This is a genomic window from Pseudomonas persica, from assembly GCF_900291015.1.
Lineage (GTDB): Bacteria > Pseudomonadota > Gammaproteobacteria > Pseudomonadales > Pseudomonadaceae > Aquipseudomonas.
This window is the reverse complement of sequence record NZ_OLKL01000117.1, coordinates 1-277: the sequence shown is the minus strand read 5'-3', so window position 1 is coordinate 277 and position 277 is coordinate 1. Positions and strand designations below refer to the sequence as shown.

General features: G+C 65.3%; 1 protein-coding gene. It reads right to left on the bottom strand.

The genetic code is table 11. The annotated features are described in order from the left end of the window. The coding region (locus tag FQ664_RS25950; RefSeq protein ID WP_144175857.1) for a TRAP transporter small permease at positions 1-277 on the bottom strand (277 nt) is incomplete at both ends.

The window sequence follows — 277 nt, the reverse complement described above, 5'->3', positions numbered from 1 at the left end:
GTGCGAAACAGAACGGCAGGGGCGCGTACACGTACCATTCCGGGAACGTGATGTTCTTGATCACCAGCGCTCCGGTTACGTATGCCTCGGTCGTGACGCCGACGCCGTACCACGTGACAATCGCGGCGACCAGGCCGCAAGCGACGTGCGTCGCTCGCTCCACCTGATTCGCCCATTTCCCGCGCAGCAGTCCCACCAGCAGATCGATGCGGATGTGCTCGCCGCGGGTGGTCAGCCATGGCGCCACCAGCAGCGTGGCCAGCGGCAACGCGTACTC